This is a genomic window from Stenotrophomonas maltophilia (genome assembly GCF_023518235.1).
Classification (GTDB): Bacteria; Pseudomonadota; Gammaproteobacteria; order Xanthomonadales; family Xanthomonadaceae; genus Stenotrophomonas.
In genome coordinates, this window is record NZ_CP090423.1 from 2761682 (window position 1) to 2788354 (window position 26673).

Annotated in this window: 22 protein-coding genes and 1 pseudogene; 10 read left to right on the forward strand and 13 right to left on the reverse strand. The window is 66.3% G+C overall.

Annotated features, from left to right (window positions below; all coding sequences use genetic code 11):
* Genes LZ605_RS12990 through LZ605_RS13020 form a run of 7 tightly spaced genes read left to right on the forward strand, consistent with a single transcriptional unit; the run spans position 1 to position 8117 of the window.
* Positions 1-747, forward strand: a complete 747-nt coding sequence (locus LZ605_RS12990; RefSeq protein ID WP_249842001.1) for an SDR family NAD(P)-dependent oxidoreductase — start codon at positions 1-3, stop codon at positions 745-747.
* Entirely contained in the window at positions 748-2145 is a 1398-nt protein-coding gene (locus LZ605_RS12995) for an AMP-binding protein (RefSeq protein ID WP_249842002.1), read from the forward strand.
* The gene (locus tag LZ605_RS13000) at positions 2142-3245 is read left to right on the forward strand and encodes an acyl-protein synthetase (protein ID WP_249842003.1); all 1104 of its coding nucleotides are present in this window, start codon (positions 2142-2144) and stop codon (positions 3243-3245) included. The genes LZ605_RS12995 and LZ605_RS13000 overlap by 4 nt, the downstream gene beginning before the upstream one ends.
* Complete coding sequence (locus LZ605_RS13005; RefSeq protein ID WP_249842004.1) at positions 3242-4468, forward strand: acyl-CoA reductase; 1227 nt, start codon at positions 3242-3244, stop codon at positions 4466-4468. The genes LZ605_RS13000 and LZ605_RS13005 overlap by 4 nt, the downstream gene beginning before the upstream one ends.
* 4 nt (positions 4469-4472) lie before the next feature.
* The gene (locus tag LZ605_RS13010) at positions 4473-4838 is read left to right on the forward strand and encodes an EamA family transporter (protein WP_249842005.1); all 366 of its coding nucleotides are present in this window, start codon (positions 4473-4475) and stop codon (positions 4836-4838) included.
* A gap of 58 nt (positions 4839-4896) precedes the next feature.
* Complete coding sequence (gene rffA / locus LZ605_RS13015) at positions 4897-5997, forward strand: dTDP-4-amino-4,6-dideoxygalactose transaminase (protein ID WP_249842006.1); 1101 nt, start codon at positions 4897-4899, stop codon at positions 5995-5997.
* Positions 5994-8117, forward strand: a complete 2124-nt coding sequence (locus LZ605_RS13020) for a hypothetical protein (RefSeq protein WP_249842007.1) — start codon at positions 5994-5996, stop codon at positions 8115-8117. The genes rffA and LZ605_RS13020 overlap by 4 nt, the downstream gene beginning before the upstream one ends.
* Here the strand turns inward: LZ605_RS13020 and LZ605_RS13025 are convergent.
* From LZ605_RS13025 to LZ605_RS13085, 13 genes and pseudogenes are all read right to left on the reverse strand, one after another.
* Positions 8082-9122 (reverse strand): glycosyltransferase family 2 protein, encoded by a 1041-nt coding sequence (locus LZ605_RS13025; RefSeq protein WP_249842008.1) that lies wholly within the window; start codon positions 9120-9122, stop codon positions 8082-8084. The genes LZ605_RS13020 and LZ605_RS13025 overlap by 36 nt on opposite strands.
* A complete protein-coding gene (locus LZ605_RS13030; protein WP_249842009.1) occupies positions 9119-11332 on the reverse strand; it encodes a hypothetical protein in 2214 nt (737 codons plus the stop codon). The genes LZ605_RS13025 and LZ605_RS13030 overlap by 4 nt, the downstream gene beginning before the upstream one ends.
* A gap of 67 nt (positions 11333-11399) precedes the next feature.
* Entirely contained in the window at positions 11400-12509 is a 1110-nt protein-coding gene (locus LZ605_RS13035) for a hypothetical protein (RefSeq protein WP_249844911.1), read from the reverse strand.
* A gap of 140 nt (positions 12510-12649) precedes the next feature.
* Positions 12650-14482, reverse strand: coding sequence for a glycosyltransferase family 2 protein (locus tag LZ605_RS13040; RefSeq protein WP_249842010.1), 1833 nt, complete (start codon positions 14480-14482; stop codon positions 12650-12652).
* 52 nt (positions 14483-14534) lie between these two features.
* Positions 14535-15467, reverse strand: coding sequence for a wsae (locus LZ605_RS13045; RefSeq protein ID WP_249844912.1), 933 nt, complete (start codon positions 15465-15467; stop codon positions 14535-14537).
* A gap of 48 nt (positions 15468-15515) precedes the next feature.
* Positions 15516-15797, reverse strand: a pseudogene (locus LZ605_RS13050) (wsae); the annotation flags it as partial.
* Positions 15763-16995: an ABC transporter ATP-binding protein gene (locus LZ605_RS13055; protein ID WP_306803695.1), complete on the reverse strand. Its 1233-nt coding sequence runs from the start codon at positions 16993-16995 to the stop codon at positions 15763-15765. The pseudogene LZ605_RS13050 and the gene LZ605_RS13055, both read right to left, overlap by 35 nt.
* The gene (locus tag LZ605_RS13060) at positions 16992-17774 is read right to left on the reverse strand and encodes an ABC transporter permease (RefSeq protein WP_249842011.1); all 783 of its coding nucleotides are present in this window, start codon (positions 17772-17774) and stop codon (positions 16992-16994) included. The genes LZ605_RS13055 and LZ605_RS13060 overlap by 4 nt, the downstream gene beginning before the upstream one ends.
* 3 nt (positions 17775-17777) lie before the next feature.
* The gene (locus tag LZ605_RS13065) at positions 17778-18962 is read right to left on the reverse strand and encodes a cystathionine gamma-synthase (protein ID WP_249842012.1); all 1185 of its coding nucleotides are present in this window, start codon (positions 18960-18962) and stop codon (positions 17778-17780) included.
* 123 nt (positions 18963-19085) lie between these two features.
* Entirely contained in the window at positions 19086-20456 is a 1371-nt protein-coding gene (locus LZ605_RS13070) for a pyridoxal-phosphate dependent enzyme (RefSeq protein ID WP_249842013.1), read from the reverse strand.
* Positions 20457-20757: 301 nt separating this feature from the next.
* Positions 20758-20994: a YdcH family protein gene (locus tag LZ605_RS13075; RefSeq protein WP_057496722.1), complete on the reverse strand. Its 237-nt coding sequence runs from the start codon at positions 20992-20994 to the stop codon at positions 20758-20760.
* A gap of 323 nt (positions 20995-21317) precedes the next feature.
* A complete protein-coding gene (locus LZ605_RS13080; protein WP_249842014.1) occupies positions 21318-22202 on the reverse strand; it encodes a hypothetical protein in 885 nt (294 codons plus the stop codon).
* Positions 22199-22564 (reverse strand): DUF4398 domain-containing protein, encoded by a 366-nt coding sequence (locus tag LZ605_RS13085; protein ID WP_249842015.1) that lies wholly within the window; start codon positions 22562-22564, stop codon positions 22199-22201. Before LZ605_RS13085 ends, LZ605_RS13080 begins: the two co-directional genes overlap by 4 nt.
* A 121-nt stretch (positions 22565-22685) precedes the next feature.
* Here LZ605_RS13085 and LZ605_RS13090 point away from each other — a divergent pair, with 121 nt between their 5' ends.
* From LZ605_RS13090 to LZ605_RS13100, 3 genes are all read left to right on the forward strand, one after another.
* Complete coding sequence (locus LZ605_RS13090) at positions 22686-23816, forward strand: PilT/PilU family type 4a pilus ATPase (RefSeq protein WP_107232233.1); 1131 nt, start codon at positions 22686-22688, stop codon at positions 23814-23816.
* A gap of 88 nt (positions 23817-23904) precedes the next feature.
* Positions 23905-25188, forward strand: coding sequence for a putative DNA modification/repair radical SAM protein (locus LZ605_RS13095; RefSeq protein ID WP_249842016.1), 1284 nt, complete (start codon positions 23905-23907; stop codon positions 25186-25188).
* Positions 25169-26665, forward strand: a complete 1497-nt coding sequence (locus tag LZ605_RS13100) for a UdgX family uracil-DNA binding protein (protein WP_249842017.1) — start codon at positions 25169-25171, stop codon at positions 26663-26665. The genes LZ605_RS13095 and LZ605_RS13100 overlap by 20 nt, the downstream gene beginning before the upstream one ends.
* The last annotated feature ends 8 nt before the right edge of the window (positions 26666-26673 follow it).

The window sequence follows — 26673 nt, forward strand, 5'->3', positions numbered from 1 at the left end:
ATGACCGGCACCCACGCTCCCGTCGTCCTGGTTACCGGAGCCTCACGCGGCATCGGCCGGGCCATCTGCGAACGGCTGGCAGCACAGCACGTCCAGCTGGTGATCGTCGCCCGCGATGACGAGGCGCTGCGCGCGCTCGCCGCCGAGGTCACCGCGCAGGGGGCACCGGAACCGATGGTCGCGGCCATCGATCTGGCCGACGTCGATGCGGTGGCCGCTGTGTTCAAGCAGATATTCAGCCAGTTCGGCCGCCTGGATGGGCTGGTGAACAACGCCGGGGTCCTGCACGAAGGGCTGCTGGGCATGATCCGTGCCGAAGACATCGACCACGTGCTGGCGGTGAATGTCAAAGCGCCGTTGATGATGATGCAGTATGCAAGCCGGATGATGGCGCGGTCCCGAACGGGCAGCATCGTCAACCTGGTCTCGATCATGGGCGTCAATGGCGCAGCAGGTTTGAGCCTGTACTCGGCCAGCAAGGCGGCACTGGTCGGCGCGACCCGTTCTGCGTCGAAGGAACTGGCTGCCAAGGGCATTCGCGTGAACGCGATCTCGCCGGGGTTCATCGATACCGACATGACCCGCGCCATGCCGCAGGCTGCCCACGCCAAGCGGGTGGAATCGATCGGCATGGGCCGCGCAGGCACGCCGCGCGAAGTGGCCGAGCTGGTCGCGTTCCTGCTCGGCGACAGCTCCGCCTACATCACCGGCCAGATCATCGGCATCGACGGACAGATGGTGGTCTGAATGCAGTTCTGGCAGTTGGCGCACGGCAATCGCACTGCGCTCATCGAGGGAACACGGACGCTCAGCTATGACCAGCTGGGCGTGCTGGCCGATACCCTGGCCATGCACCTGCCCGCCGGGCGGGGGATGGGCGTGCTGGCGATGCCCAGCACGATCGATGCAGTCGCTCTTTATCTGGGTGCCTTGCGCAGTACCCGCCAGGTGCCCCTGCTGATCCAACCCGATGTCGACCCCGGGCTGTTGGACGCGTTGCTGGCGCAGTACGCGCCGGACTGGCTTGCCATGCCGGGCCCGGCGCCTGCGGGGTACCGGACGGTGCATGCCGCCGGCACTCTGGGCATCCACCTGCGCGAACGCCAGGTCACGTTCCCATCACCGCATGGCGACCTTGCGCTGCTGCTGAGCACATCGGGCAGTACCGGTTCGTCCAAGCTGGTGCGGTTGTCCGCGCAGGGCCTGGCCGCGAACACGGCATCGATCGTTGCCTATCTCGGCCTGGGTCCGGATGACCGCGCCATCACCACATTGCCGTTGGCCTATTCGTTCGGCATGTCCATCCTCAACAGCCATCTGGGCTGCGGGGGCTGCGTGGTGCTGAGCGAAGACAGCCTGATGACCCGCGAGTTCTGGGAAGCCGCACGCGGCAACGCGGTCACCTCCCTGTCCGGGGTTCCGGCCACCTACGAAATACTGCGCCGCATGGGCCTCGCGCGCCTGCAGCTGCCCAGCCTGCGCATGCTGACCCAGGCCGGTGGCCGCCTGCGCGACGAACTGGTCCAGCATTTTGCCGAATCCGCCAGAGACCATGGCCTGCAGTTCTTCGTCATGTACGGCCAGACCGAAGCCTCGCCGCGCATCAGCTACGTTCCCTCCGAGCGCCTTCTGGACAAGATCGGCAGCATCGGCATTCCGGTGCCGGGCGGTCGGATGCAGGTCGATGCGGAAAGCAGCGAACTGGTCTACGAGGGGCCCAATGTCATGATGGGCTATGCCACCTCGCGCGAAGAACTTGCGCACCCCGACGAACTGCACGGCCTGCTTCGCACAGGCGATCTGGCCCGTGTCGATGACGAAGGGTTCCATTACATCACCGGGCGCGCCAAACGGTTCCTGAAGATCTCCGGCAACCGCGTCAATCTCGATGAAGTCGAAGCGATGCTGTCGGCCGCGCTCGGCCGTCAGATCGCCTGCTCGGGCAATGACGACGATCTGGTTGTGTTCAGCCATGGCGATGCGCCAGCCGCGCAGGACACCGTCCGCCAGCTGGTGCAGGCGCGCTACAAGCTGTTTGGCGGCCTGGTCCGCTGCATCCATCTGGATTCGCTGCCGCTGCTGTCCAGCGGCAAGATCGACTACCTGTCGCTGCGGCAGCTTGCCGCGCAAGGAGCACGTCAATGAACGCAGGCACGGACAGTTCGCTGGCAGCGGCTGCGCTGGAAGCGGAGGTCTATGGGCTGGGCCGGCAGGCCAAGCGCGAATGGCTGCTGGATGGCCTGCAGTCGCTCACCCGGCATCACCACCGGTCCTGCCCGCCCTACCGCGCGATGCTCGATGCGCTGTGGCGCGGCGGCCAGGCGGACTCGCTGGAATCGCTGCCCTGGCTGCCGGTCCGGCTGTTCAAGCAGCTCGACCTGAAGAGCGTCGCCGACGACCAGGTGCTGCGTACGCTGGTTTCCAGCGGCACCACCGGCGCTGCCGTGTCCAGGATCTTCCTCGATGCGGAAACCGCGCGCGCGCAGACCCGCGCGCTGACGCGGATCTTCTCCCACTTTGCCGGCAACCGCCGGATGCGCATGCTGGTGGTCGACGACGACTCGTTCCTGCGCGATCGCAGCCGCTTCAACGCACGTGCGGCCGGCATCCTGGGCTTCTCCAACTTCGGCCGCGACCATCTGTACCTGCTCGATGAGCAGCTGCAGCCCGATTGGGCAGCACTGGAGAGCTGGCTGGCCAAGGCGCCGGACGAACCGGTGCTGCTGTTCGGCTTCACCTTCATCGTCTGGCAGTCCTTTGTCCAGGCTGCCGCGCGCGACGGCGTAACGCTGCGCTTCCCGCAAGGCAGCATGCTGGTGCATGGCGGCGGCTGGAAGAAGATGGACGAGCAGAAGGTGGACAATGCCGCGTACAAGGCCTCGCTCTCCAGCACCTTCGGTATTGATCGCGTCCACAACTATTACGGCATGGTCGAGCAGGTCGGCTCGATTTTCTTCGAGTGCGAGCACGGTCATCTTCATGCACCGGCTTATGCCGATGTAATCATTCGTGACCTGCAGGATCTCAGCCCAACGGCCAATGGAACCGCAGGTGCCGTGCAGGTACTGAGCCTGTTGCCTGGCAGTTACCCCGGGCACAGCCTGCTCACCGAAGACCTGGGCGTGATCCACGGCGAGGACGATTGCCCCTGCGGTCGACTCGGAAAGCATTTCAGCGTACTGGGCCGCATCAAGAACGTTGAAGTGCGCGGCTGCAGTGACACACGAACGGTACCCCGCGCATGACCCAGATCCTGTTCTCCATGGACGCCGACGCAGCGCTGCCGGATCAGCTGGCGCGCCTGGCCAGCCTGCCGCCGCTGTCACCCTTCAGCGCGGAGGCGCGTGCGTTCGTCGCCGATTTCGCACGACGTGTATTCGCGCTGCCGGTACTGCGCGAGCATCCCGAACTGGCGACGCTGGCACACTGGTTCCGTCCGGCGGCGCAGGAGCAGCTGTCGCGGCGCCTGCTGGCACCGGCCACCGAACATCTGCTGGCGCGTGGCCTGGTGTTCCATCTTGCGCCGGCCAACGTCGATGTGTTGTTCGCCTATGCCTGGCTGATGTCCGTGCTGGCCGGCAATCGCAACGTTGCCCGACTGTCGCAGAAGCACAGCCCGCAGCGCGAAGCACTGGTCTCGATCCTGCACGCCATGCGCGACGAAGGGCTGCATGCCGACGTCCTGCAGCGCAGCGTGCTGCTGACCTATCCGCATGATGATGCGGTGACCACGTTGATCTCCCGCAGCTGCCATGCGCGGATCATCTGGGGCGGCGACGCGACGGTGGCCAAGATTCGTTCCCTGCCGCTGGCGCCGTTGGCCGTTGAACTGGCCTTCCCGGATCGTTTCGGTGTCGCGGCCATTGATGCCGCGCATGTACTGCAGAGCAGCGACGCGGACCTGCAGCAGCTTGCCCACCGGTTCATCAACGATGTTCTCTGGTTCGGCCAGCAGGCGTGCTCCTCACCCCGCACCCTGTACTGGGTTGGCGCGCAGGACGTCGTGCAGGCCGCGCGTGCGCGGTTCTGGCCTGCAGTACGCTCGCAGTCCGGCGTGGTCGCAGATGAACCTGCGGCGATGATGGCCCGGGTGACCGATGCCCACCTGATGGCTGCACTCTCCTCGGACGACCTGCATTCCGGCTCTTCCCTGGGCAGCTATCCCCTTACCCTGGACGCCACCCGCGCTGATGGCAACCTGCGCGAACTGCAGAGCGGCCACGGCCTGGTGGTGGACGTCCAGTTGGACGCACTGGAAGCCCTTGCGCCACAACTGGACGATCGCGACCAGACGCTGGTCGTGCACGGTTTCGCGCGGGAATCGCTGATCAAGCTGCTTGATCGGCTCGGCAATCGCGCCATCGACCGCATCGTGCCCTTCGGCCGCGCACTCGACTTCCATCCGGTCTGGGACGGCACCGATCTGCTGGACGTGCTGACCCGCAAGATCACCCTGCCAGGGAACTGAGACGATGAGCTACCTCTTCATCGCGTTGACGATCATGCTGACGGTCTACGGCCAGCTGATCCTGAAATGGCAGGTGGGCATCCACGGCCACCTGCTTTCCGCGCCGCTGCAGCCGTTGAACGTGCTGCAACTGCTGCTCAAGCCATGGGTCATTTCCGCCTTTGCGGCGGCCTTCGGTGCCTCGCTGTGCTGGATGGCGGCCATCAGCAAGATGCCGATCAGCCGGGCCTACCCGTACATGGCGATCAACTTCTTCCTGGTTGCGCTGTTTGCCAGCGTGATCTTCCGTGAGCAGCTGGATGGATACAAGATCGCCGGAACGCTGATCATCATGCTGGGTGTGGTCGTGCTGTCACGATCGGTCGCCTGACACCATTACAACGCCCACCCTGCGAGGCACACTCTTGATTCCCTTCAACAAGCCCTTCATGACCGGTCGTGAGCTCTGGCACATTGCCCAGGCGCACGCCAACGGCCACCTGTCCGGCGACGGCCAGTTCACCAAGCGCAGCCACGCCTGGCTTGAACAGCGCACCGGGGCGCAGCGGGCCCTGCTGACCCACAGCTGCACGGCAGCACTGGAAATGGCGGCGCTGCTGCTCGACCTGCAGCCCGGTGACGAAGTCATCATGCCGTCCTATACCTTCGTGTCCACCGCCAACGCATTCGTACTGCGAGGGGCGGTGCCGGTGTTCGTGGACATCCGCGAGGACACGCTGAACCTGGACGAGCGCCTGGTGGAGGCCGCGATCACGCCGCGCACCCGCGCCATCTGCGTTGTGCACTATGCCGGTGTCGCCTGCGAGATGGACAGCCTGCTGGACATCGCCGCGCGTCACGGCCTGGCCATCGTCGAAGATGCCGCACAGGCCATCATGTCCACCTACAAGGGGCGGCCACTGGGCACGATTGGCGAACTGGGGGCCCTCAGCTTCCACGAAACCAAGAACATCATTTCAGGTGAAGGCGGCGCCCTGCTCTGCCGCGACGCCCGGTTCGGCGAACGCGCGGAGATCCTGCGCGAGAAGGGAACCAACCGCAGCCGCTTCTTCCGCGGCCAGGTCGACAAGTACACCTGGGTGGACGTCGGATCCTCCTTCCTGCCCGGCGAGATCACCGCCGCGTTCCTCTGCGCGCAGATCGAAGAAGCAGACCAGATCACCGCGCGCCGCCTGGCCATCTGGGACCGTTACCAGCAATGGGCCGCGCCGCATGAAGCGGCTGGCCGGCTGCGCCGTCCGATCGTGCCGGCCGACTGCCAGCACAACGCGCACATGTTCTACATGCTGCTGCCCGACCTCGACGCGCGCACCCGCTTCATCTCGGAGATGAAGAACCGCGGCGTGCAGACTGTTTTCCATTACATCCCGCTGCATTCGGCACCTGCCGGCCTGCAGGCCGGCCGTACCCATGGCGAGCTGCACAATACCGACGCGCTCAGTGAGCGCCTGGTGCGCATGCCGCTGTGGGTGGGCGTGGAAGAGCACCTTGAGGCGATCTTCGCAGCTGCCGACGACGTGCTCGCATGAATCAACCGGCCAGTTCAGCAGCACGCGAAGCCCGGGAGCTGCTCAAGGGCTTGCCCGTCTGGTACGCCGGCCTGTCCGTGCACCGTCGCCTGCAAGGGCTGACGCTGCTGGTAGCGGGTCTGTTGCTGCTGATCCTGCTGGTCGTGCCCTACAACCGGCAGGTGCTGGTCATTGACCTGGAGAGCGCCCAGCCCGGGCGGCTGCAGGTCTATTTCGACATGGGACAGGGCCTCTCCGAGGCCCTGTCCACGGTCAAGCGCTATCAGACCGGCCCGACCGAACTGCGCTACGAGCTGCCGCGCGGCACGCTGCATGGCGTCCGGATAGACCCTGATCCCGGCGCAGCACCCATCGTCTTCACGCACATCGGGGCGGTTGGCTTCGGCGGCCGCGAACGGCAAACGCTCGCCGACCCGCTTCAGCTGGATGGCGTGCAGATGGCACGCGATAGCAGTGCCGACCCGGAACAGGCACGGTTCCTGATCGCCGCCGATGCCACCGACCCGCAGCTGGCGATCCCGCTGGCGGTGCCGATGCAGAGCAACTCCGGCGTGGCACCGGCTACCTGGAACCTGCTGTGGTGGGCATTCTGGTTGAGCCTGCTGGTGGCCATCAGTCTGCAGTTCCTGCGCCGGCCCATGCCGCTGCTGGCATTGGCATTGATCGTGCTCGGGCTGTGCACCGCGCTGTCGATGTTCTCGCCGACGTCCGGCCGTTCGGTGCACCCCGATGAGCTGCTGCACGATGCCGATGCGGGGTACTTCCAGCACCATTGGGCGCCGCCGCGCATGGATGCACCAGACCTGGCGACCAGCTTCACCAGCAGTCCGTATGGCGTGACCTATCTTTCCGAATGGAACGTCGTCTACCTGTTCGCCGCCAAGACCTCACGGATCTTTGGCGAGCTGGGCCTGGACGTGATGCTGTCCTACCGCGCGTTCAATCTGGCGTTGTTTGCGCTGATGCTCGTTGGCCTGGTGGTGATCCGCGCGCCGCGGGGCAGCTACATCCCGCTATTGATCACGCCACAGCTCTGGTACGTGTTCTCCTATTTCAATGGCGATGCACTGCCCTTCGCACTGGGCATGCTGGCCACTGTGATCGCACTGATGCCCGAGGGCCCATTGCAGCGCTTCCTGCAGCGCCGCGGGCCCTTCGATGCAGCCACACTGGGGCATCTGCTGGTGTTCTGCACCTGCCTGGGCCTGTTGCTTCTTTCGAAGAAGAACTACTGGCCGGTCGCAGCGTTCATCGCGTTGTCGATGTCGGTCGTCGCGCTGCGACTGCGCGCCCTGCTGGCGTCGTCGCTGGTGGTGCTGCTGCTGGCCGGCGTTGCCGCCAACGGCGCCGGCGCGGGGCTGGCCGCTGCGGCGGGCTCTTCCCTGCTCACGGTGGTGGGCATCATGGCCGGCCTGTCGCTGCTCTACTGCGTCTATGCAGCCTGGGTCCTGCTGCGCGAGTCCCACAGCCGCGCGGCGATCGGGCGCATCTGTCTGACCCTCGCACTGTCGGCGGCGGTGGCAGTGCCGTGGATCGCCGCCGATGCCTACAAGCATCGCGGCGGCCCGGGCAAGACCGCACTGATCGAACAGCAGCGCGAGCGCTTCGCCGAGCCCGCATTCAAGCCCTCGGTGACCCGCACGCTGTCCGCAGAGGTCTCCGGGTTCAAGCTGCAGGAGAAGGGCGTGCAGATCGGGCAACTGCTCGACGCACCGAAGGAGTGGCACGTGGGAACGTTCCGCAGCTTCTTTGGCGTCTATGGCTACATGGAGTACTTCGACACCGAGGACGCCTATCGGTTCGTCGGCTGGTGCGTGCTCGGGGTGCTGGTGCTCGCGCTTGGCTGGGGACTGGGCACCCGCACGCTCTCCCCTGCCCTGGCCATCACCAGTGTCGGCTGCGGGCTGGCACTGGTACTGGCCTCGTTCCTGCACAGCTGGACCTATGATTTCCAGCCGCAGGGGCGCTATGTGATGGGCCTGGTGGTGATGATGGTGCCGCTGTTCATGCGCACCGGTGAATCGCAGTGGGGTCGGGTCCTGTTCACCGCTGTGGCGCTGCTGCTGTTCGTACTGTCAGCCGCTTCATTCACCCATATCGCGCTGCCGCACCTGGTCTGACACCAGTGGCGGCAGCCGGGTGTGCAGGACATCGCGCGGGCGAAGCGCGATGTCGTAGTTGAGGAAGGCCAGGATCAGCTGGAGTCCACTGAGAATGGCCATGGCAGGCAGCACCACCGTACCCACGGGGGCTGCCAGCCCCGCCGCGGACAGTTCGAACCAGCGAACAGCGCCGTAGGCACCGCCGCCGAGCAACAGCACGACACCGGCCACCAGCTGCAGCGATGCCACCGACAGGTCGCGCAGGAAATAGTTGTAGCTGATGCGCTTGGCGAAGTTGCGTGCGTGCTTCAGGGCGAACTCGCCCAGCACCTTGCCTACACTGAGGTTGCTGACCTCTTCGCCGTAGTGCGCGTCCATCGGCACGTCCACCACCACCGCACGCACAGCGTTGAGCCGGAACAGCAGGTCGGTTTCGAAGAAGTAGCGCTCGCTGAGTTTTTTCAGCGGCAGGCGCGCGGCGACCGCGGCATGGATGGCGGTGTATCCATTGGTGGGATCGAACAGATCCCAGTAGCCGGTGGATGCTTTGGCCAGGAAGGAAAGCCCCAGGTTGCCCAGGCGACGGAGCCAGGGCATGCGGCTGATCTGGCCCAGATCCCAGAAGCGGTTGCCTTTGGCATAGTCGGCCTGCCCGCGCGCGATCGGGGTCACGAACAGCGGCAGCAGTCGCGGGTCCATCTGCCCGTCGCCGTCCACTTTGACCAGGATCTCCATGCCGTCGGCAATGGCAGCCCGGTAGCCGGTCACCACCGCACCGCCCACGCCCTTGTTGCGCGCATGGCGCAACACCCGTACCCGGGCATCATCGGTGTGCGATTCAATGAAATCACCCGACGCCTCGGGGCACGCATCGTCCACGCAGTAGACGGCCGTCACCTCGGGGCTGATCGCTGCCAGCACATCCCGAATGTGGCGGGTAACCTTGTAGCAGGGGATGATCACTGCAATGCGCGGTGCGCAGGCAGCGGCCGGGGGGGAGTCGGGCGAGAGAGCAGCGGTCATGGTTGCAGAGGATAGAAGAAGAGGTCGCCCGGTGCGGCAATCGCATCCTGCACACTCAGGCCCAGCCTGCCGAGCTCGGTCATGCACAGCCGTGTTTCCAGCAGGTCACGATCGGTTGCGCGGCCGGAGCGATCGATCAGCACATGGGTCACCCCCAGCCGGCGCAGTTGCTGACGCGCTGCGGCGGGCTTGTTGCTGCAGAGCAGCTGCCGGAGATCACGCGCGGTGAACGGATAACCGGCACCCAGTCGGACGTTGAACAGATAGTCATGTTGGCCGAACGGAAGATAGGGCGCGACGCTGGCCGAGGGCAGCACCCAGTCTTCGCGCCCGTTGAGCATGACCGAGTAGGCCGGTACCAGCACAACCGCATCGGCCGGCAAGCGCGCCTCGGCCTGCTGGAACGCCCGCACCTGCGTTTCGTCCACCGGATAGGGCCAGCCCATGGTCCTGGCCCGAGGTGCGGGCGGTGGCACCAAGGCAAAGGCCAGGGCCCCCAGGGCGACCACAACGGCGGTGGCGCGGCGCAGGCTGGCCTTGGGCAGGGCACGCAGGCGACGGCCCACGCCCACCGCGTCCAGCAGCAGCAGCAGCGACGCCAGCGCCAGCATCGACTGGATGAGCAGCGCATACATGCCCAGCAGATCGATGTAGCGCTGCGAGTAGGTGCTCAGCAGGCTTGCTTCCAGCGAACTGTGGCCCAGCGCGAGCAGGACGATGTTGGCAAGCCGCTGCGCACACAGCACCGAGAGCAGCAAGCCAATCTGCCACCCCAGAATCGACAACAGCAGGCGCCGGCTTTCCGCGGCCCAGCGCCGCCAGAGCAGCGCTGCCAGGCCCGTCGCAATGCTGGCGAGCGCCAGGGCATGTCCCAGCGGATGGATGGCGCGCCACAGGAACTGGCTGGACGCGGGCATCCACTGCGTCCAGGGCGCCGGCTGGGGGCCGTGCCAGAGCTCCCACATCACTGCAGCACGAAGCGCCTCCGGCAGTGAACCCTCCACCAGTGGAACCGAAGGTGGCATGTACAGGCGCAGCCCCAGCAACTGCTGCAGCCCCGCGTGCACCTGCGGCACGGCTTCTGCCACAAGCTGGAGGTAGTAAGGATCGGCCAGCAGCAGCACAACACCAGCCACCGTTCCGGTGAACAGACCCAGCAGCGGCATCAGCAGGCGCAGGGACAGACCGCGCGTGTACACCCACGGCAACACCGCGACGCAGACGAACAGCGGCACGGAGAAACCGACGTAGGCCACTGCCAGTGAAGGATTGAGCTTGACCGCCATGGCCCCGGCAAAGGGCAGCGCGGCCCAGCAGAACGCGGCGCTGCGCCGGTTCCGCGCGATCCCGTGCAGGGTGGCCGCCAGGGCGGGCAGCAGCAGCACCGCCAGCGCACTCAGGCGCCCGGTGCTGTTGAGGTCTGCCACGGGATAGAAGTACGTGGTTCCGCGCAGCATGAGCGCGCCCAGGCCCACCAACAGCACGACACCACCGGTCATCGACAGCGCCGGCGACAGCCCCCCAGAGCGCAGGCGCCCCCACACCAGCTCGGTCAGCCCGACCACGGCCAGGGTCGCCTGCAGCGCCGGTTGCACCTTCAGGAACGGCCCCAGGTGATGCCCCATGCCGGGCCAGGCCCACAGCGAGGCCAGCACATGCAGCAGCTTCGGGTACTTCTCCAGCCAGGCGGTGCCGCCGGCGGTCAGCAGCGGATAGCCCGCTTCGTACATGGCCGTTGTGAAGGCAATATGCTGGTGGGTATCAAGGCCCAGCGCGCCGGCACGCCGCGAGTACAGCGCGGCGGTGGCGACCAGGGCGAACACGCCCAGCAGGCTCGGCAGCGAAGAACCGCCGGATGAGGGCACCAGGCTGCGCACAAACCGGCGTGCCTGCGTTCGATGCGCCAGCAGGCTGACCGACAGCGCCACCATCACCAGCAACGGCAGGCCCAACGGCAGATGGGCCTGTGTCGTCCAGGCCCAGGTCAGGGGAGCCGAAACCAGCCAGACCAGCAGCAGTGCGAACTGGCCCAGCCAGGCCTTCAGGAACAGGCCAGACCCCATCGCGGTCCTTGCCAGCCCCAGCCATGCCAGTACCCGGTCACCGAACCACCCCATGGACAACAGGGAGACCGCCAGCAGAACGACGAACTGGAACTGGGAAACACTGCGCGAGCAGAGCAGGATGAAGATCAGGACGCCGGCGGCCACCCACCTGCCGCGGCTGCGCCCAAGCACGCCATGGTCTGGCCCGTTCCCTGCGCTGGCGAACATGTAGTCAGCCGTCTGCCAGCACGCGGCTGTGCACGTCGCTGGCAATACGGCCGAACTCCCCCTGGCCGAGCAGGGCGTGATCGCTTCCGGCAACGGCACTCTGCATCATGCCGCGCTGTTCGAATGCATCCACCAGCGCCACAAGCCCTGCACAGATCGCCTCCGGGGTCATGCTGTCGAGCGAATGGACGTTGGCCACGGTCTGGTCCAGCCGCTTGTTGTCGTAGCGGTTGGTCAGCACCTCCATGCCGAACGCGGCCATTTCCAGCGGCGGGTAACTGGGGTGCGGCGAGACCATCAACGACAGGCCGATCGCCGAGGTCGACAGCAACCGGGCGTACGCATCGATATCCAGCTTGCCGAGCGCCTTCAACGCGAACGGGCCCAGATCCAGGTCGGCCTGCAGCTCACCCGGTGCCGCCACTTCCCACTGCCCCGCGCGCGGGTCCTTCCAGCCCCACAGGCGCAGGCCCTCGCAGATCAGCTCGAACGCATTGCGCGGGGTGCCCGGGCGCGCGTAGACAACGATGCGGCGGTGGCGGGGAACAGCCGCATCACGCACCTGCTGCAGCGCTGGACGCAGCCCGTCATGCAGAACCGGTTCGAACACCGAACGCTTCTCGTATTGCAGGCCATGCTGCTCGAAGAACCCGGCAAGCAGGGCCGTGTTGAAGATGCCGATGTCGCGCGCTGGGCGGTACGTGCTCAGCGACAGCGCGTACTGGCTCGACCAGGCATAGAACCCGGGCTCGAAGTCCTGGATGAGATAGATCATCGGACGATCAATGCCGCCGTGGTCGCCCTGCCATTGCGACATACGCTGTGCGGCATACGCCGTCCACCAGGCGGTGGCCACCCAGATGTCCTCAGCGGCCACCGGCAAGGTCTTCTGGTAGCGATCGCTGAACGGCACGATCTGCCGCATCGCCGTGGAGGTCTGGTCCGCAGGCACCAGCAGGTGGTCGGAGAAGCGCGAAAGCGCTTCTTCATCCGGCGAACTGTCGACCAGGATGATCCGCGATGCGGGGAAGAAGCGGCACAGCTCGCGGTAGATCAGCACGGCGGTATGGATGCCGCCGAAGTAATGCTGCTTGTTGATCGACGGCAGCACCAGATTCAGCCGCTTGCCCTCCCAGGGGTCATGCCGGGGGGTACAGGGGGTGATCTCGGCAACGTGGGTGTTGGGCGTGGGCACACCGGGAGCGCTCGCATCCAGGCGCGCGGCAATGCGCCGCAGCAGGTGACCCAGACGGCTCATTGCACGCTCCCGCGCAGGCGCGGCGAAGACGCCATGTAATCCAGATTCGGGCTGAAGAACGGATCGCCTTCTTCGCGATACGGCGAGTACGCCTCGGCCGAGCGCACGAAGTCGCTTTCCGGAATCGCACGCGGATCGCGCGTCTTGGATTCGTGGTGGATCATCACTGAACGTGCGACGTACACAGTGGCCAGGCCACGTGCATGCGCGCGCAGGCACAGCTCCACATCGCTGCCGCAGACGATGAAGGTTTCATCGAACCCGCCCAGTGACGCGAACGTGTCACGCGCCACCACCATGCAGGCGCCGGTGACCGCAAGCACCTGGCGCTGCAGTACCGGGGAAACGAACAGGTTCTGGTTGTGCACCGGCGTTTCACCCTTGAATACATGGTCGGCCCAGCCGCCCATGCCGATCACCACGCCGGCGTGCTGGATGGTGCGGTCGCCGTACAGCAGCAACGGGCCGCACACGCCCACGTCCGGCCGCAGCGCATTCTCGGCAAGCCGCTGCAACCACTGCCCATCGATGATCTCGGTGTCGTTGTTGAGGAACACCAGCACCTCGCCCCGCGCTTCGCGCGCCGCCAGGTTGTTCAGTGCCGACCAGTTGAACGGCACATCGGCGCGGATCACCCGGAAGCTCTCGCGGCGGGACATCGCCTCCAGCCACTGCAGCGTTTCGGCCTGGGTTGACCCGTTGTCGACCACGATGATCTCGAACGCACGGTAGTCGGTCTTGGCGTACAGCGATTCCACGCACGTGCGCAGCAGGTCCAGGCCGTCGCGGGTGGGAATGATGATGCTGGCCAGAGGCCCCTTGTCCGCGTACGGGTAGCGCACGTCGTAGCAGAACAGCTGCTCGCCATCATCCACCTGCGCCCCGGGGTGGGTTGCCTGCACATGCTGCTGCAGCGCGCGGCGGCCAGCGTGGTGCGCGTAGGGCTTGGAGCCGGCATTGGCCGCGGTGGAACCGGCGTGCGCGCGCCAGTGGTAGAGCACCTTGGGCACATGGGCGATGGTGGCGCCGGCAGCGGCACAGCGGAGCACCAGATCGTAGTCCTGCGAGCCATCGCAGTCGCTGCGCAGCCCGCCCAGCTGCGCCACCAGCGCGGCATCGAAGCTGACCAGATGACCCAGGTACATCTGCGACAGGAACAGGTCCAGGTTCCAGTCGGGCTTGAAGTAGGGATGGCGAAGGCGGCCATCTTCGCCCAGCACGTCGTGGTCGGTATACACGACCCCGGCCGAGGTGGCCACATGGCAGGCAACCACCGCCGCCAGTGCATCCGGCTCCAGCAGGTCGTCATGGTCGAGGAAGGTGATCCAGCGCCCCTTGGCCAGTGCGACCGCAGCGTTGGTCGTGGCCGCAATGCCCTGCCGTTCGCTTGAGCGCGAAACCCGCAGGTTCGGCAGGCGCTGCGACAGTTCGTCCAGCACGCGTGCCACATGCGGTTGATCGGACGCGTCATCGTGGATGCACAGCTCCCAGTTCGGGTAGGTCTGTGCTTCGACGCTGGCCACGGCCTCGCGCAGGAACACCTCCGGCGTGTTGCACACCGGCATCACGATGCTGATCAGGCCGGCGTCGGCCGGAACCGCGGCCGGCGCCTGCTGGCGCAGCCATTCGGCATAGACGTCCGGCGGCGTGGTGGCTGCTGCCGTGTGCGATCCATTGGCATAGGCAAGAATTGACCGGGCCAGATGCCTCGGCCCCCGGCGCGCGGCGCGCGCCAGGGCCGAGAGGATGGTGCCGACAGAGACACCCTGCCCCTGTGCGCGACGAATGCTCCAGTAGATTCCGCGAAGCAGATTACCCATCTTGGACATCAGGCATTACCTCGTTGATTCAGTACGGTCACTTTCCGGTTGCCCCATCGCTTCAAGACACGGCCCAACCCACCAGCGCGCCAATGACCAGGCCGCCCAGCGCCAACACCACCATGGCGGCTTTCCACTTGCGGCGCGAGCGCTGGTAGTCCGCCGTGCGCTGCTGCAGGCGCTGCTCGAGCTCGCGCTCCACATCCCGTGCCTGCAGGCGGGCGGCCTCGGCGGTCTCCACCAGTTCCGCCATGCGGTCCTGGGCACTCTGCAACTGCTGCAGCTCATCGGCCACACGCGCCTGCAGCTCCTGCTCGCGCTGCTGCCATTGGGCATGGCGGGCGATCCACCCGGCATCGGCCTCGTCCTTGCCCTGCTGCAGCTGCTGCGCATAGGCGGCGGTGGCGCCCCACTCGCGCTTGGCCACGGCAAGATCGGCGATGTAGGCATCCAGCAGCCGCGCCGTGGATTCCCATTCCTTCTCGGAATTGGCGGTACGCACCGCCAGCTCACGCAAGCCGCCGGCGAGACCGCTCAGCAGCGCAGTCGCTTCCGCGTCGAGGTCGGCACGGAACGGCGGGTTGGCCTGCAGGCGCGCCGCATCGCTGGGCAGGCGCACGGCCACGCAGTATTCGCGGTAGGGCTGGTCGCTGTGGTCGCCAGCGAACACCCGGCTGTTGTAGAGACGGTCGGCGGCGCTGACCAGCGGCTCCAGCTCGGGGAACTTCACCTTGATGAAATGTGCGCCCATCAGGCTGGACCACAATGCGGCATTGCCCTGGCCGAAGCGCAGCACCGTCATGCCGGCGCTCTCGAACGCAGCCACGATCTCGGCGGTGTCGACCAGGCCGAATTCCTTGTGCTCCTGCAGCCAGACGTAGTCCTCGCCAAACAGCTCATGCCAGCGGCCATTCGCATCCACTTCAGCGTCGCGCACCCACGGCTGGTCCGGCGGGAAGCCGACGATGACCGCACGGCCGGCGACACGCGCCATCTCAGCCGCGGCCTTGGCACGCAGCGGCGCGGGAATATGCTCAAGCACATCCAGCGATACCACGGCGTCGAAGCCCTGCTCCGGGAACGGCAGCGCGGTGGCGTCGGCCACCACGAAGTCCTTCTCGTCCCCTTCGGCATGCAGGTCGGTGTACAGGAACGTTGCCTGCGGCAGGAACTGCCCGAGCAGACGCTGACGGTTGGCCCCTACTTCCAGCACCCGCGGCGCGGGCAGATCCAGCGCCTGCAGCAGATGCGTGGCCGCACCGTAGCGCTGGTAATGATCAAAGGGGATTTCAAGCAGCGTCGGGGTCATGGACCTTCCACTCATGCGGGATATAGACCACGCCCTCACTGAAGTAGGGCGCAGCCACGGTGAAGACACTGGCTTCGGACAGGTAGTCCAGGCAGACCAGGCCCTTGTCGGTGAACAGTCCCACATCAACGCGGTAGCTGCCGGTCAGCAGGGTCATCGACGGGATGCAGTAGCTGACGCGATGCGAGCCGCGCGAGGTGGGAATCACCACCCGCTCAAGATAGGTGTTGGGGCCAAAGATATGCAGGCCGTCCATGCCCTTGATCGCTACGCCAAGCAGCAGGCCATCGACCGTCTCATCGCCAACGGTATAGCTGATATCCACCGTCAGCGGCTCGAACGGCGCCAGCATGTCGGTGCTCAGTGCAACCGTTTCAAGATGTGCGGGAATGCTGCCCGGGGCGGGCGCCTGGCGCACTTCAGCGTCCTGCGCCACGGCCAGCTCCTTGCCCAGTTCGTAGTCGCGGAAACGGTCGGCCACGAAGCTGGCTTCACCGTGCAGCTTGACCTTGCCACCTTCGAGCCACAGCGCGGTCTGGCAGAAGCGCTTGACCTGCTCGAGCGAATGCGACACGAACAGGATGGTGGCGCCGCGTGCGCGGATCTGTTCGATGCGCGCAAGGCACTTCATCTGGAAGCGGATGTCACCCACCGACAGCGCTTCGTCGATGATCAGCACATCCGGTTCGGTGTGGATGGCCACCGAGAACGCCAGGCGCACGTACATGCCGCTGGAATAGGTCTTGACCGGCCGGTCGAAGAAATCGCCGATATCGGCGAAGTCGATGATCGACTGCAGCTTGTCGTCCACTTCCTTGCGGCTCAGGCCCAGCAGCGAGGCGCTCAGGTACACGTTGTCGCGGCCGGAGAAATCCGGATTGAAGCCGGCCCCCAGTTCGAGCAGGGCGGCAAAGCGCCCGCGGATGCTGACCGAGCCGGAGGTCGGGCGCACCGTGCCGCACAGGATTTGCAGCAGGGTCGATTTGCCGGCGCCGTTGCGCCCGATGATGCCAACCGTTTCGCCCTTCGGCACGACCAGGTTGATGCCATCCAGCGCACGGAAGGTGCGGCTGGCGCGGTCACCGGAAGGCTTGAGCAGCGACAGCAGGCGCTCGCGCGGGTTGGCGTAGACCGGATAGTCCTTGGTCACGCCCACCACTTCGATGGCCGCGTCGGGTGAGGCATGCATCGTGGTGGTCTGCGGGTTGTTCATAGGACGTCCGAGAAGCCGCGCGAGAGGCGACGGAAGAGCGCGTAGGCCAGCATCGCCGCCACCACGGAAAGCAGGAAGTGCGGCAACAGCGCGGCCAGATCCGGCGCCGAGTTCTGCACCGTCACCGCGCGCAGCTGTTCGATGGGCGTGACCAGCGGGTTGAAGAACACCAGGCCCCGCGCCGCCTCGGGCATTGCATGCGCCGGGAAGAAGATCGGGCTGAGGAACAGCAGCACGCTGCTGAGGATGCCGACGAACTGGCTGATGTCACGCAGATAGACTCCCAGCGCCGACAGCGACCAGGCGATCGCAAGCAGCATGGGGGTCATTTCCAGCAGGATCAGCGGCGAAGCCAGCGCCCACGCCGACGGCAGCCCCGACTGCCAGGTCTGCGCGACCAGCAGGATGGTCAGGCCGATGCCGGCGGTGGTCAGCGCTGCGGCCACCTTCACGATCGACAGCACCGGCAGCGGGAAGACCACCTTCTTCACGAAGTTGGGCTGGCCGGCGATGATCCCCGGTGCGGTGATCAGCACTTCGGACAGCAGCGTGAATGGCACCAGGCCCGCAAACAGCATCAGGGCGAAGTCGCCGGTGGATTCGGCCCCCGCCCATCGCGCCTTGAACACACCACTGAACACCAGCGTGTACACGCACAACATCAGCAACGGTTGCAGCACCAGCCACAGAACACCCAGCGTGGTGGTGCGGTACCGTGCTGCCAACTCACGCCCCAGCAGCTGGCGGAACAGGAACAGGAGATTGGCGTGCTTCTGCATGAATCAGCGGTTCCCTGCCGACAGTGCGCGTTCCAGATCCACCTGAAGATCACCCAGTTCTTCCACGCCCACGCTCAGGCGCACCAGCGCATCGCTGATGCCCAGCTGCTCGCGGCGCGCGACCGGAATGGAGGCATGGGTCATCACCGCCGGATGATTGACCAGGCTTTCCACGCCGCCCAGCGACTCGGCCAGGGTGAACAGCTTGGTGTTCTCGCAGAAACGCTTGGCCGCTTCGAAACCGCCCTTGAGCACGATCGAAACGATGCCGCCGTAGCCGGCCATCTGCTTGCCGGCCAGCTCGTGCTGCGGGTGCGACGGCAGGCCCGGGTAGATCACCTTCTCCACCGCCGGGTGCTTGTCCAGCCACTGCGCCAGTGCCAGCGCGTTGGCGCAGTGCGCCTTCATGCGCAGCGGCAGGGTCTTCAGGCCACGCAGGGCCAGGAAGCTGTCGAACGGGCCCTGCACGCCCCCCACCGAGTTCTGCAGGAAGGCCATCTGTTCGGCCAGATCGGCGTTGTCGCCAACCACCACCATGCCGCCGACCATGTCCGAGTGGCCGTTGAGGTACTTGGTGGCCGAATGCAGCACCAGGTCGGCGCCCAGTTCCAGCGGACGCTGCAGCATCGGCGAGGCGAAGGTGTTGTCGACCACTACGATCAGGCCATGGCGCTTGGCAATGGCGGTCACCGCGGCGATGTCCACGATCTTCAGCATCGGGTTGGTCGGGGTCTCGATCCACACCATCTTCGTCTTCGGCGTGATGGCCGCTTCGAAGGCCGCCAGATCGGTCAGGTCGACGAAGCTGAAATCCAGACCGGCGGTGCGGCGACGCACGCGCTCGAACAGGCGGAAGCTGCCGCCGTAGATGTCGTCCATCGCCACCACGTGGCTGCCGGCGTCCAGCAGTTCGATCACGGTCGAGCTGGCCGCCATGCCCGAGGCGAAGGCAAAGCCGCGGGTGCCGCCTTCCAGCGACGCCACGCACCGCTCATAGGCGAAGCGGGTCGGGTTGTGCGTACGCGAGTACTCGAAGCCCTGGTGCTCGCCCGGGCTGGACTGGGCGTAGGTGGAGGTGGCGTAGATCGGCGGCATCACTGCGCCGGTGCTGGGGTCCGGCGACTGGCCGCCATGGATGGCCAGGGTAGCCAGGGCCAGGGCGCGATCCTGGGAAGTAGCGTTGGACATGTTCTTTCCTGGTGGGCGCCGGCAGGCGGCGCCGTCAAAGGATCGGGAGTCTATCAGCGCGGCCTTAACGACCTTTGACGCAGATAAACCGGAATTCAGTGGCGAATGTCGGCGATCAGCGGCTTACTGCACGCGACGGCGCAAATAGTTCAGCAGGTCGATGCGGGTGATCAGGCCCAGGAAGGCGTCGCCGTCCATCACAATTGCCACCTGCCCACGGTCGAACACCGGCAGCAACGCTTCGATCGGCGATTTGACGTCCAGCCGGTCCAGCTTGCTGACCATCGCAGTGGCCACGGTGTCGCGGAAGCGCGCTTCGTCGCCATAGACATGCAGCAGCACGTCGCTTTCATCGACGATGCCGACCAGCTGGTCGCCGTCCATCACCGGCAGCTGCGACACGTCGTACAGCTTCATGCGCTGGTAGGCGGTGGTCAGCAGATCGTTCGGGCCGATCACCACCGTGTCGCGCTGGCCGTACGGGCGCAGGATCAGGTCGCGCAGGTCGCCATGCTGTGGGCGCTGCAGGAAGCCGTTGTCCAGCATCCAGTAGTCGTTGTACATCTTGGACAGGTACTTGTTGCCGGTATCGCAGACCAGCACCAGCACCTTCTTCGGCGTGGTCTGCTCGCGGCAGTACTTCAGCGCCGCGGCCAGCAGGGTGCCGGTGGACGAACCGCCGAGGATGCCTTCCTTGCCCAGCAGCTCGCGCGCGGTGTGGAAGCTCTCGGCATCGCTGATGGCATAAGCCTTCTTGACACGGCTGAAGTCGGAGATCGACGGCAGGAAGTCCTCGCCGATGCCTTCCACCAGCCAGCTGCCCGACTTGTCGTTGAGCACGCCGTCGTTGATGTACTCGGCCAGGATCGAGCCCACCGGGTCGGCCAGCACCAGTTCGGTCTTCGGCGACAGCCTGGCGAAGGCCCGCGACAGGCCGGTCATGGTGCCCGAGCTGCCACAGCCGAATACGATGGCGTCGAGATCGCCGCCCATCTGCTCCAGGATTTCCGGGCCGGTGCCGAATTCGTGCGCAGCCGGATTGTCCGGGTTGCCGAACTGGTTGATGAAGTACGCGCCCGGGGTCTGCTCGGCGATGGTCTTGGCCAGGTCCTGGTAGTACTCCGGGTGGCCCTTGGCCACGTCTGAACGGGTCAGGCGCACCTCGGCACCCATCGCCTTCAGGTTGAAGATCTTTTCCCGGCTCATTTTGTCGGGAACAACCAGGATCAGCTTATAGCCCTTCTGCTGGGCCACCAGCGCCAGGCCCAGGCCGGTGTTGCCGGCGGTGCCCTCCACCAGGGTGGCACCGGGCTTCAGCTCGCCGCGCTGCTCCGCCGCTTCGATCATCGACAGGCCGATACGATCCTTGATCGATCCGCCCGGGTTGGCGCTTTCGAGCTTCAGGTAGAGCTCGCAGACACCGGTATCCAGGCGCTGGGCCTTGACGATCGGGGTCTGGCCGATGAGTTCGAGGACGGAGGAATGGATGGGCATTCGGAGGACTTTCGATTCGCGCCACACAGGGCCGGACCGATGATTATCCGACGGATGGCGCGGAAAGTCAGGTCGGCGCGCGGGCGCCCGCATCCTGCCCGGAAAAGGGATGCGGACGGCCCCGGATCGACGAGGAGACCGGTACCGCCCGCATCGGTGAGTTGTGCCTGCAGGCCAAGGCACCACGGCCTGTGGTGCCTTGGCGCGGCCGCCTCATCGGCGGTGCCGCGATGCCAGGGCAGGAGCGCCTGGCGGGGCCATCAATGGCCGGGCCACGCCGTTCCGGGCGTGACGGGGTGCGTCAAAGCGTGGGGGAGGGTGCTGAGAGCGGTGTTGCGTACATTCGCAGAAGTCGTTGCTTGGCCAGCAGCTTCTCGCGCTTCATGCGACCCAGGGTGACATCATCGATCGGGAGTACACCCAACTCCGCATCCATGCACTTCTTGTTCAACTTGCGGTGCTGGTCATGGAGTGCCCTGAACTCCGGATCCCGCGCACGACGTGCGTCGATCTCGCTCTGGGGCTGATCTTCAAACATGATGGACCTCCTTCGACAGATACACGAACGCCCCGGCCGCAAGGCACGGGGCGTTGTTCATGGAGGAGCGCCGGTCGATGGCCACCTGGACGCCTGCAACGACCTGCGGCACTGGCCTGCGCACGTCGGTCTGCTGCGGTTCGCGCCCTGCTTGCATCGGCCCGGCCCTCCCATCGTCCGGTCCGCGGCATTGCGTCCCGGACGATTGACCCTACGCCTGCTCCGGGCGGGGTTCAAGCCCCTGCGGCAAAAAGACCGAACCCCGCCGGGGCGGGGTTCAGGCTGAATGCTCATTGCAACGAAAAACAAACAATATCAAGCAATTACGGGGCGATGATGACCTCGGCCGAGCGCGCCCGGGTAGCGGCCGCCTTCTTGCCACTGAGCTGGATGCGGTTGCTTGCGACACCGGCCGCGACCAGTGCGTCGCGCAGCGCTTCGGCCCGCTTCTGGCCCACGCCGTTGGCGCTGTCATAGGCCTCGATGCGCAGGCGGCCCTTCTTGCCGATGTTCAGGTACTCGGCCAGCGCCTTGGCCTGGTTGCGGGCGCCGCCGGACAGACTGGAGGCACCGGCGGCAAAGGCATCACCAGTGAAGGTGAAGACCTCGCCACGGCCGTCGAACTTCGAGCCGGGCAGCTTCTGCCCGGACACCAGCTCGGCTTCTTCGCGGGCCAGCTTGGCCGCGTTCTGCTGGGCGGCGCTGAGCCGCTGCTGCTGCTTGCCGGCCACGCTGGTCAGGGCATTCTCGGCATCCTGGCGGGCCAGGGTCTCGGCCTCGGCGGCCTGGCGCAGGCGCTCGGCCTCCTCGGCCTGCATCTGCGCCTGCATGCGCAGCTGCTCGGCTTCCTGGCGCGCACGGGCGGCATCGCGGCGGCTGGCCTCGATCAGCAGGTCGCTGCGGGTCCGCTCCAGACGGTCAACCTCGCGCGCGGCCAGGGCGGTGCGCACGGCGGTCTCGGCAATCTCCACGCGGCGCTCGGCCAGGTAGGTGGCCAGCTCCTGGTCGCGGCGCTTGGCCTTGTCCAGGGTGGCGATGGCCTGCTGCGCCTGCATGCGCTCGAAGGCGCCCAGCTCGGCGGTGTCCGGATTGGCCTGGATGGCCATCAGGCGCTGGCTCAGCTGCGCCACCATCGGGTTGTCGGCGGCCATGGCCAGCGCGGGCAGCGCCAGCAGCGCGGCCAGGGTTGCGGCAGTGATCGGCTTCATCGGCGGCCCTCCCCGGTCGACAGCTGGCGCTGCAGCTGGTTGACCTCGTTGCGGCGCAGCTGCAGCTGGGCGGTGGCCGTGGCTTCCTCGCTGCGCACACGCGCCAGGTCGGCGTCGGCAGCGGCACGCAGGGCCATCGCCGGGGCGTTCTTGCGCTCGCGGCGGTCGGCGGCGGCACGCTGGGCCTGCTCCAGGCCCTGGCGGGCCAGGCCGATCAGGTCCGGGGCGTACTGGTCGGCATCGGCCTGGGTGGCCTTGTCCACCGCCTGCCGGGCCTGCGCCAGTTCCAGGGCGGCGTCCTGCGCCCAGGCGGGGGCAGACAGTGCGAATGCAAACGCCATCACATACAGGACATGGCGCATTCGTGCGAAGCTAAGTCGTTTCATTGGGGAGGCCGTACCGGTTGTCGGTTCACGGCCATTGTCGTCAAGCCGACACCGTGCTGGCAACGGGCGTCGGCCGTTTCGTTGGGGAAAATTCGCAATGGATATCGGCTACTTCCTGAAGCTGATGACCGAAAAGAACGCTTCGGACATGTTCCTGACCACCGGGGCACCGGTCTATATCAAGATCGAGGGGAAGCTTTATCCGCTGGGCAACACCGGCCTGCCGCCGGGCATGGTCAAGAAGATCGCCTACTCGCTGATGGACGAAGGCCAGGTGCCGCAGTTCGAGCGCGAGCTGGAACTGAACATGGCCATTGCCCTGCCCGATGCCGGGCGCTTCCGCGTCAACGTGTTCAAGCAGCGCGGCGAGGTCGGCATGGTCATCCGCGCCATCCGCAGCCGCATCCCCAGCATCGAGGAGCTGAACCTGCCGCAGGTGCTGAAGGACGTCATCATGACTCCGCGTGGGCTGGTGCTGGTGGTGGGGTCCACCGGCTCGGGCAAGTCCACCTCGCTGGCGTCGATGATCGACCACCGCAACAGCACCACCACCGGTCACATCCTCACCATCGAGGACCCGATCGAGTACCTGCACAAGCACAAGATGTCGATCGTCAACCAGCGCGAGGTCGGGCTGGATACCCATGCTTTCCACAACGCGCTGAAGAACGCGATGCGCGAAGCGCCGGACGTGATCCTGATCGGCGAGATCCTGGACGCGGAAACGATGGAGGCGGCGATCGCCTTCGCCGAGACCGGCCACCTGTGCCTGGCCACCCTGCACTCCAACAACGCCGACCAGACCATCGAGCGCATCCTCAACTTCTTCCCGGAAAGCGCGCACAAGAACGTGCTGATGAACCTGGCGCTGAACCTGCGTGCGGTGATCAGCCAGCGCCTGGTGAAGAACAAGGAAGGCCGTCGCCTGCCGGCCACCGAGGTGCTGATCAACACGCCGATGATCCGCGACCTGCTGCGCCGCGGCCAGGTGCACGAGATCAAGGCGGCGATGGAAGGTTCACTGGAGGAAGGCATGGAGAGCTTCGACCAGTGCCTGTTCCGGCTGGCCAAGAGCGGCGTGATCGAGCAGGAAGAAGCGCTGCGTGCAGCCGATTCGCGCGATGGCCTGGCGCTGAAGTTCCGCCTGTCCGAAGGCAGCAGCGGCGAGCACGATCCGTACGCGGATTTCTCCTCGCCAACCCAGCCCACCATCACCCACGGCTTCTGACCGCGCGCGCCGGGTATGGCCCGGCGGAAGCCTGAAGGATTCAGGGGCGGTCTCATCCATTGAGATCGCTCATCCGTAGGTTTCCGCAATGGAAACCATCCGCAAGCTGGCCATTCTGGCCGATGCCGCCAAGTACGACGCCTCCTGCGCCTCCAGTGGCTCGGGAAAGCGCGATTCGCTTGCCAGCGGTGGCATCGGCAGCACCGAGGGCATGGGCATCTGTCACAGCTATACGCCGGACGGCCGCTGCGTATCACTGCTGAAGATCCTGCTGACCAACTTCTGCGTCTACGACTGTGCCTATTGCGTCAATCGCGTGTCCAGCAATGTGGCCCGCGCGCGTTTCAGTGTGGACGAGGTGGTTGCGCTGACCCTGGATTTCTACAAGCGCAACTACATCGAAGGTCTGTTCCTCTCCAGCGGCATCATCCGCAATGCGGACTACACGATGGAGCAGATGGTGGAGGTCGCCCGGCGCCTGCGCGAGGAACACCGCTTTGCCGGCTACATCCACCTCAAGACCATTCCCGAAGCGTCGCCGGAACTGCTGGCCAGCGCCGGCCGCCACGCCGACCGCCTGTCGATCAATGTGGAACTGCCCACCGAGGCCGGGCTGAGCACACTGGCGCCGGAGAAGACCGTCCAGTCGATCCGCGGCGCAATGGGTGAGCTGCGCTGGCGCATCGAGGAAGCCCAGGAAGCACGCAAGGCCGCGCCCGCGCTGGCGCCGGCCGTCACCCGCAGCGCGCGGCCGAAGCCACCCCGTTTCGCACCAGCAGGCCAGAGCACGCAGATGATCGTGGGCGCCGATGGCGCCAGTGACCAGCAGATCCTGACCAGCGCCGACAGCCTGTACGGCAACTACCGCATGCGCCGGGTCTACTACTCCGCGTTCAGTCCGATTCCCGATGCCAGCCGGCAACTGCCACTACACGCCCCACCCCTGCAGCGCGAGCACCGGCTGTACCAGGCCGACTGGCTGTTGCGCTTCTATGGTTACGGCGTGGACGAGATCACCGACACCACGCAGGGCGGAATGCTCGATCTGGATATCGATCCGAAGATGGCCTGGGCGATCCGCCATCCCGAACGCTTTCCGGTCGATCTGAACCGTGCACCGAAGGAAATGCTGCTGCGGGTGCCTGGTCTGGGCGTGCGCAATGCAAAGCGCGTGCTGATGGCGCGCCGCCACGGGCGCCTGCGGGTGGCCGACATCGCCCGCCTGAAGGCACCGATGAGCAAGCTGCTGCCGTTCGTGCTGCTGGCCGACCATCACCCGCGCAAGGCACTGGATGACCCGGCCGCGCTGCGCGCGCAACTGGCCCCGCCTCCACGCCAGGGATCGCTGTTCGATGCGCCGCCGGCAACCTGACGCGCCGCGCTGGTCACAACGGGTGGACCCGGCCTGGTCGCTGCAGGCCTGGCGCGACGGTGCGCGTGATGCGCTGCTGCGTGGCGTGCGGCCCGAACAGCTGGATTGGCTCGATGGCAGCGAAGCCTCACTGCTGGATGCGCCGCCGGTGCAGCAGGCACCGGTGCCGGCACACGCAACCGTTCCCGGCGTCCCGCGCGAATTCCTGGAACTGGCCGCCACCTGCCTGTGCTACAGCGAACCGCAGCGCCTGTCGCTGCTGTACCGGCTGCTGTGGCGCATCACCCATGGCGAACGCGCGGTGCTGACCAATCCCGCCGATGCCGATGTGCTGCGTGCGATGGCGCTGGCCCAGGCCGTGCGCCGTGACACGCACAAGATGAAGGCCTTCGTGCGCTTCCGCGAGGTACCCGGCCAACCCGAGGCGTTCATCGCGTGGTTCGAACCACAGCATCACATCGTCGATCGGGTGGCGCCCTTCTTCGCCCGCCGCTTCACTGGCATGCGCTGGGCGATCCTGACGCCGTCGCGCAGCGTGGCATGGGACGGACAGGCGCTGGCGTTCGGCCCGGGTGCACGGCGTGAGGATGCCCCGGCCGAGGATGCACGCGAGGCCCTGTGGCAGACCTATTACGCCAGCATCTTCAATCCGGCCCGGCTCAATACCCGGATGATGATGCAGGAGATGCCGGCCCGGTACTGGCGCCACCTGCCCGAGGCGCAGCTGCTGCCGCGCCTGGTGCGCGATGCGGGCGATCGCGTGCAGGAAATGCATGATCGGCCCGCGCAGGCACCCCAGCGCCGGATTCCCATTCGTGAAAACGCGGCGACAGCGACCACCGATACCGGCAGCCTGCAGACGCTTCAGCAGCAGGCCAGCGCCTGCCGCCAGTGCCCGCTATGGGAGACCGCCACGCAGACGGTGTTCGGTCAGGGGCCGGCCGATGCGCGGGTGATGCTGATCGGCGAGCAACCCGGTGATACCGAGGATCTGCGTGGCCAGCCGTTCGCCGGCCCGGCCGGCCAGCTGCTGGACCGCGCACTGGCCGAGCTGGGCATTGATCGCGCCACGCTGTACCTGACCAATGCGGTAAAGCACTTCCACCATGAGCGCCGCGGCAGGACCCGGCTGCACAAGCGTCCGGAAAGCCGCCATATCCAGGCCTGCCGGCCGTGGCTGATGGGCGAGATCGCACGGGTGCGGCCACAGGTCATCGTCTGCCTGGGCGCAACCGCGGCAGCCTCGGTATTTGGCCGTGACTTCAATCTGTCGCGCGACCGTGGACGCTGGCGCACGCTGGAGGACGGCACCCGCGGCTACGCCACCGTGCACCCGGCGTGGGTGCTGCGGCAAAGCGACGGCGCGCGACGCGAACAGGCCTATGCGCTGTTCCGCGATGACCTTCGGCAGATGCTGCGAGGGGATGGGGAATCCGCCGGGCATGCCGCGGCGCTACCACGGGCCGGGGACCGGTAGCGCCGCGC